The 6,423-nt window shown below is 35.9% G+C and carries 9 protein-coding genes; 1 reads left to right on the forward strand and 8 read right to left on the reverse strand.

The window, feature by feature from the left end; all coding sequences use genetic code 11:
- Positions 1-317: 317 nt before the first annotated feature.
- From KQI87_RS04655 to KQI87_RS04685, 8 genes are all read right to left on the reverse strand, one after another.
- Positions 318-590, reverse strand: a complete 273-nt coding sequence (locus KQI87_RS04655) for a helix-turn-helix domain-containing protein (RefSeq protein ID WP_015541278.1) — start codon at positions 588-590, stop codon at positions 318-320.
- Positions 577-723 carry a hypothetical protein gene (locus KQI87_RS17490; protein ID WP_330655682.1) on the reverse strand — a complete coding sequence of 49 codons (147 nt, stop codon included), beginning with the start codon at positions 721-723 and terminating at the stop codon, positions 577-579. Before KQI87_RS17490 ends, KQI87_RS04655 begins: the two co-directional genes overlap by 14 nt.
- Positions 692-1,009: a hypothetical protein gene (locus KQI87_RS04660; RefSeq protein WP_330655684.1), complete on the reverse strand. Its 318-nt coding sequence runs from the start codon at positions 1,007-1,009 to the stop codon at positions 692-694. Before KQI87_RS04660 ends, KQI87_RS17490 begins: the two co-directional genes overlap by 32 nt.
- A gap of 511 nt (positions 1,010-1,520) precedes the next feature.
- A complete protein-coding gene (locus KQI87_RS04665) occupies positions 1,521-1,943 on the reverse strand; it encodes an RNA polymerase sigma factor (RefSeq protein ID WP_199704986.1) in 423 nt (140 codons plus the stop codon).
- A gap of 432 nt (positions 1,944-2,375) precedes the next feature.
- A complete protein-coding gene (locus KQI87_RS04670; RefSeq protein WP_118611846.1) occupies positions 2,376-3,293 on the reverse strand; it encodes a sensor histidine kinase in 918 nt (305 codons plus the stop codon).
- A 19-nt stretch (positions 3,294-3,312) separates the two neighbouring features.
- The gene (locus KQI87_RS04675; RefSeq protein WP_216459093.1) at positions 3,313-4,068 is read right to left on the reverse strand and encodes an ABC transporter permease; all 756 of its coding nucleotides are present in this window, start codon (positions 4,066-4,068) and stop codon (positions 3,313-3,315) included.
- Entirely contained in the window at positions 4,061-4,975 is a 915-nt protein-coding gene (locus KQI87_RS04680) for an ATP-binding cassette domain-containing protein (RefSeq protein ID WP_216459094.1), read from the reverse strand. The genes KQI87_RS04675 and KQI87_RS04680 overlap by 8 nt, the downstream gene beginning before the upstream one ends.
- Positions 4,976-5,054: 79 nt before the next feature.
- On the reverse strand, positions 5,055-5,738 hold the full coding sequence (locus tag KQI87_RS04685) for a response regulator transcription factor (protein ID WP_216459095.1): 684 nt from the start codon (positions 5,736-5,738) through the stop codon (positions 5,055-5,057).
- Positions 5,739-5,935: 197 nt separating this feature from the next.
- Here KQI87_RS04685 and KQI87_RS04690 point away from each other — a divergent pair, with 197 nt between their 5' ends.
- Positions 5,936-6,295, forward strand: a complete 360-nt coding sequence (locus KQI87_RS04690) for a helix-turn-helix domain-containing protein (RefSeq protein ID WP_044996579.1) — start codon at positions 5,936-5,938, stop codon at positions 6,293-6,295.
- The last annotated feature ends 128 nt before the right edge of the window (positions 6,296-6,423 follow it).

Genomic DNA, 6,423 nt, shown 5'->3' on the forward strand with positions numbered 1-6,423 from the left:
TCAGTACTCTGCCCACATCGGTTTTGCACCGTCATTAAATATGACCAGATTTTTTCTGGAAGTATCATTATCACAGATATGCTTCGTCGCCCTGTGCAGCTGCTGCACATTTTGTCAAATTCTTCTCGCTCCATACCTTTACTTCAATGTTATATTTCAGCATTTCCTCGTATTTACTCCATTAACAGAGCAGATATATCATGGCGGATTTACCTAGTGGCTCTACATATCTTCACGTCCTGTATGTAAAACAATATACAATTTTCAAGGTACAAAAATTCCTGAAGGGGAAAAGGAATCTATATTAAATACTCCCTTTACTGATTACTTTTCCTTACATATGATTTCGTATCAAATCCCAAGGTCTTAGTAATCAGTTTTGCTTCCAGGCGTTGACGCAGAGTTTCATCTACACAGTAATGCACCTGTCCAAATTCGTCAAACATTTTTCTGGTAGCCAAAACTGTTATGTACCCTTCATAATGCTTCAACACTGCCTGGATTGCCTCAGTATCACCAGTTGATGCTGCCTCAATAACATGGAATGGCAGCAAATCAAATGCGCATTTCTGTTTTTTACTTTTTTTCATTTGCAGATTCCTCCATATTTTTTCTCATCAGTTCCAGTGATCGTCTACGATGCTCATTAATTGTGCTGCGTACAAGATTCATTTCTCTGGCAATGTCTGCATCACTCATATCCATAAAATATGATAATAACACAACATTCCTTTTCAGTAAGTGTCTGCAGTGCTTCAGCAATCAATGCATCTTTGACTTCTATGTCGTAACCCAGGACCTGAAAACGATGTGTTTCCATTTCATGCTCATCCATTATAAAAAGTCTGCTCAACTCCTTTTCTGATAATTCTGACAACATCACTTCATACTTCTGGCGATATGCCATATGCTTTTCATAATTAATAACTTCACTTTTCAATGCCAGCTTGCACAGAGAATCAAACTGATGTCTGACTGTCTGCTCATCTTGAAAAGAGGATTGCTCCATAAGAGTTCACCTCCTTCCCCGCCGGTAGGCAATAAGCAAAGTTCTTGCTTCCCCTTCACACATATCCCAAACGGATGAGTGCATTTGTCGGGGTGTGGGAAGAAATTTTTAAAAAATTTCTTAATAAATACGAGAAAAATTTTTTTCCTGTATTTTAAGGTATATAAAAAACGTCCTAATCCTGTTTTGAAACAAGACGTAAGCACTGTGAACAAAAACAGCTTTCTCGTTATATACGGGAATCGGAAAAGCATGGCTATCATGTGGAAGCTCAAAGCTAGCCTTTCTTAAATACGATCAATATCTCACTACAGGCAGCCAATACTGTGACTGCTTTATAGTGATGCTTTCATAATTGTTAAAAACATTTGTTGTCAAGGTTCAGTTTTTTGCTACGAGTTTTATTTTCGTAGCAAGGTGCAGAAGGCTTATGGGAACCTCGGGCCACTGTGACCCGAAGTTCTGTTGCCTTTCATAAGCCTTTTCATTTTTGAGGCAAAAACGGTACGCCTTACAAAAATTTTTTTAAATATTTTTCTAAGTTCTTCAGTCCCCGCTCAATCGCCACACGAACCACCTTTTCATCCGCGCCCTCAGCCCGGGCAATATCCTTTTTTGTCATGCCAAGAATGAAATGAGCATAAATCCGTTTTGCCTGTTTATCAGGCAGACTGGAAATGGCTGCGTGAAGTTCCTGCATGGAAATCTTGCGTTCATACAGTTCATGGGGAGAAAGAGAAACAAATACCGCTTCATGCTCCAGCCCATCATCCCGATCAAGGGAGTAGTAGGCTTTATGGCGGTAGGTACGCAGACGGTAAGCCGCCTCTTTCCGGTCAAATTCCTTGAACATTTCAGCAACTTCCTCTGATACTTCCATAAAACAATCTGATGTATAGAATGGGTAATAGTCCCGCAAATTGATAATAGCCATATAGACCTCCGTTTCGGTTGTTGGTTGACAAGTGACCGAAACGAAACCGGCGGGGAACGGCACCGGGCTGGACTTCGGGCCAGTATGACCCGAAGTTGTCCCATAAAAACAGAAAAACGCCCGGACGGCATGAAGCCATACGGACGCATGAAATAGAACTGTCGTTTACATGATAATATTTTTCATATAAGTAACCAGAATACCCCGGAGGAGGGGCAAGGCTTTTTTTAACTGATGTAACTCATGGGTATTGTGATTCACTAACGCAGACATGACGGCATCCTCCTACGCCACCATGTTTGTGTTAGAATATTATTTGCACGAAAAATGGCGGCTTTGAAACCGCCATCAAGTTTTTTATGTGAATAAGCAATGTAATACACCTACTTTATAAGCGTTTTTTTTAACCACCAAAGCAGGCTCATCAGTTTTTTATCCTTTTTGCTTAGGAAAGCACACTACAATTTCAAAAACATTATTATTTAGAGAAGCACTGATAGAACCGCCCATTTTTACTGTTAAATTCTTTGCTATTGTGAGACCCAAACCGGTTGTTTTGCGGGAACGGGATAAATCTGTTGTATAAAAACGATTAAATATTTTGTCTATATCAGATTCATTTATGCTGTCTGTAAAATTCTGAAAAGAAAAATGGTAATTTTCATTATCATCATAAGATGAAAAATGATAATCACTTTTCCCATGTGACAAGGCATTAGAAATGATATTTTCAAAAATTCTGGTTACTGCTTTTTCATCTCCATAAAATGGAAAAGAAATCTCTGCAATACTTAATGCTGGAATTATTTTGCGTTCCTCAAAAGATTTAAAAAAGGAAACTGCAACAGAGCGTAAAACAGCATTTAAATCAAATGTAGTATAAGAAAATTCCATTTCATCAGCTTCTATTCGTGCAAATTCAAACAACTGATTTAGTAACTGATTTAAAACATTCAATCTTTCGTTTATAACAGCTGCTGCATCTAAATCTTCCTCGGACAACTCCGGCGATTGTAGAAGCATTTGGGTATATCCTTGAATAGCAGTCACAGGTGTTCTAAGATCATGAGCTAAATTTGTAATTGTTTCTTTGATTGCCTCATCCTTTTTTTGTAATGAATATACTTGTTTGTGGTAAACTCGAAGCAATTCATTTAAAGCATTTACAAGATCGGTTATATCGGAAGAAGGAAAATCTAATGTCAATTCCGCATGGGTAAATGAATGTAAAAGTGTTTGCAATTTCTGGCTTAACCGGGTTACCTCCCTACGATGAAACAAGTAAAATGATAAAACAATAATAAGAGATAGTGTCACAATGATAGCATATATTTGAAGTACCACACTCATAACATTATCCCTCCCTGCATTATGTAATATCTCTTTTCTTGAAAATTGTTCCTACAACTCCACCAAATATAATCATATAGGCGAAGAAAATGATAATTGCGGTTGGAAGCCATTGAACTGCCATATCTATTCTTGTTTTATTGATATTACTAATTGCCCAAAAAATTGTGATGTTATATCCTAAGCCCAAAATACTTTCCAATCCATGAAGAACCAGATAACCAAAAAATATAAGCAAAGCATTAACTGCCATGCTAACTGAACTGTTTCTTATGAGAAAAACAAGTGAAATTGCGAGCGTTGATACAGCCATATGATATAATGCCTCACAGAATATGTAGGACACTATATTGCTAATGCTTGTAAGAGTAAGACCGCTTATTCCAAAAAAAATTTTATTACATAACAAACCAATTAAAAAGGCAGACACCAAAAAAAAGAATGATACACTCCAGCCAATTACCAATTTTGATAAGAAGTAACTCCATCGTGACAGACCTTTTTCTATATAATGTTTTACAGTCCCTTGACGAAAATCATTTGAGAAATAGTAGCTGCAAAAAATAATCAAAGGGAATACAACCGGGTAATAATTAAAAAAAGAATCCCAGTAATTTGCAGAAACTTCTGTACCTACCAAATATTCCCTCATGCCAATCGTTGCTTTTTGTGCATAAGCACATAAGAATATCCATCCTGTCATCATAAGAAAACATACTTTCAAGACTTTTCCATGTATTGCTTTATAAAAATCAGCTCTAATTAAATTAAGCATTGACTATGCCTCCTCTCATTTTTTCATTAAAGTAATCTTCCAGTGACTCCTTTGTTACAGTACATTCATCAACAGAAATTCCATGATTAACCAGTAAGGAGTTTACAATTCCGGGATTGTCTACATATTCAAAAATCCGAATATTATTATCGGAAAGAATTTCGTAGTTTTTAGTATGGAGATTTTTCTCTATTAAAATAGCGGCCTGTGCAGTATCTGATGCCTTAATTTTTAAACAACATTGACTTTTTTCATTTAATTCTTTTGCAGTGATTTCTTCAATCAGCTTGCCATTTTTAATAATGCCGTATTTCGTTGCAATTTTTGACAATTCCCCCAAGATATGACTGGAAATCATAATGGTAATATGTTCTTCCCTATTTAGTTTTAATAAGAAATTCCTCATATCTTGTATTCCAGTCGGATCTAAGCCATTGATAGGTTCATCAAGAATCAGAAAATCAGGATTTCCCAACAAGGCAATGCCAATGGCTAAACGCTGTTTCATACCTAATGAAAATTTTTTGACAATTTTATTTTCATATTGTGACAGACCCACCTGCTTTAAAATTTGCTGTATAGATTCTTTGCTTGACAGTCCATATGCTTTTCTAAATACTTCCAAATTTTGTTTTGCGGTTAATTCTGCATAAAGTGCCGGAGATTCAATTACACAACCAATACGATAACGCTCGGTCTGGGGAACAAAATTTCCAAATAGTTCAATAGAGCCTTCTGATGGTTCAACCAAACCTGCAATCATTTTCATTAAAGTAGACTTACCAGCACCATTTTCTCCAATCAAGCCATATATTTCGCCTTTTTTAATAGAAATGGATACTTTATCAACAGCATAATAATTTGTGTATTTTTTAGATACTGTGTTCGTTCTTAATATATATTCCATGATATATCCCTCCTTGTGGTTTTAGTGTAAGGGATAAGTTTAAGTAAATTATTTTCTAAATCTAAGGATTTCATAAAGATTATATGTCCATCTTAAACCCAATTCCCCAAGCCGTTTTAATATATGATTTACTATTATCTATTGCAGCAATTTTTTTGCGTAAGTTGCTGATATGAACATTGATAGCATTTTCAGTTCCCTCTAAAGTTTCATTCCATAATTGCTCATAAATCATATCTTTCGTAAATACTTGTTGCGGATGTTCCATAAGCATTTTCAATATAGCAAACTCATTTTTTGTAAGGGACAATTTTTGATTTTTTAGAGTGGCCTCCATTCCTATTGTATCTAAATTTAAATCGCCACAACATAACAAGGAATTTGATGTATATTGATTTTCATAAATCCGTCGCAAAATCGTTTCAATCCTTGCAAGTAGTTCTTCTATATCGAAGGGTTTCGTTACATAATCATCAGCACCGTTTTTCAATAAGAAAATTTTACTTTTAGAATCTTCTTTTGCAGATAGACCGATTACAGGTACATTTTTTGTTTTCTTTATTTCTGCTAAAACTTGTTCGCCAGAAAGACCGGGAAGCATTAAATCCAAAATAATCAGATTAACTTTTTGCTTTTCAAGAAAAAGAAGGGCTTCTGTTCCTGAATAAGCAGAATATGTTATATAACCATTTTTCCGAAGATATTTAACAAGCATATCATTGATAGCCATATCGTCATCAACTATTAGAATTGTGTAATTCATATAAAATACCTCTCTTTAACATTGATCAATTTGCAGAATATAATTTTATGGCATATTCGTATCAACTTTATCACAATCGTTTGCTATATTCAATCATGTGGCTATCTGACAGCAAAATAAAATACTACTTAACATCAAATTTCATTACATTCTCATAATTCAACCCGAAATGTACAATGATATAGGGTGATATGAGAATGAACCAAGATGAAATCAGGTTTGACTTTCATGGGCTCGGGCTGGCAATCAAACAAGCTAGAGAAGAAAGAGGCTGGACACAGGCCTATGTGGCGGAGCTGGTCGGCAAGACAGACCGCACGATTATGAATATTGAAAATAAGGGACAACATCCCAGCTTCAATTTATTTTTCAAACTCGTTACCATGTTCGATATTTCCGTAGACCAGTTTTTCTACCGGGAAGAACAGCGGGACGAGCACAGTTGCAGAAAGCACATTGATGTACTTCTCAACTCCATGAATGAAAAGGAGCTAGTTGTCATGGAGGCCACAGCCGAAGGGCTCAAGAAAGCCAGAGAAACGGAGGTTCAGAAATAAGAGCCTCTGTTTAGTACCATAAAAGTGTAGTTGTTGGAGAGTAATTAACTCTGACAGCTGCACTTATTTTATTATAATATAGGGGAGTAATTGGTCTGACGTAGCTCTATTTGGATCATTGCATCCGT

Source organism: Blautia sp. MSJ-9 (assembly GCF_018919065.1).
In the GTDB taxonomy this organism is placed as follows: Bacteria; Bacillota; Clostridia; order Lachnospirales; family Lachnospiraceae; genus Blautia_A.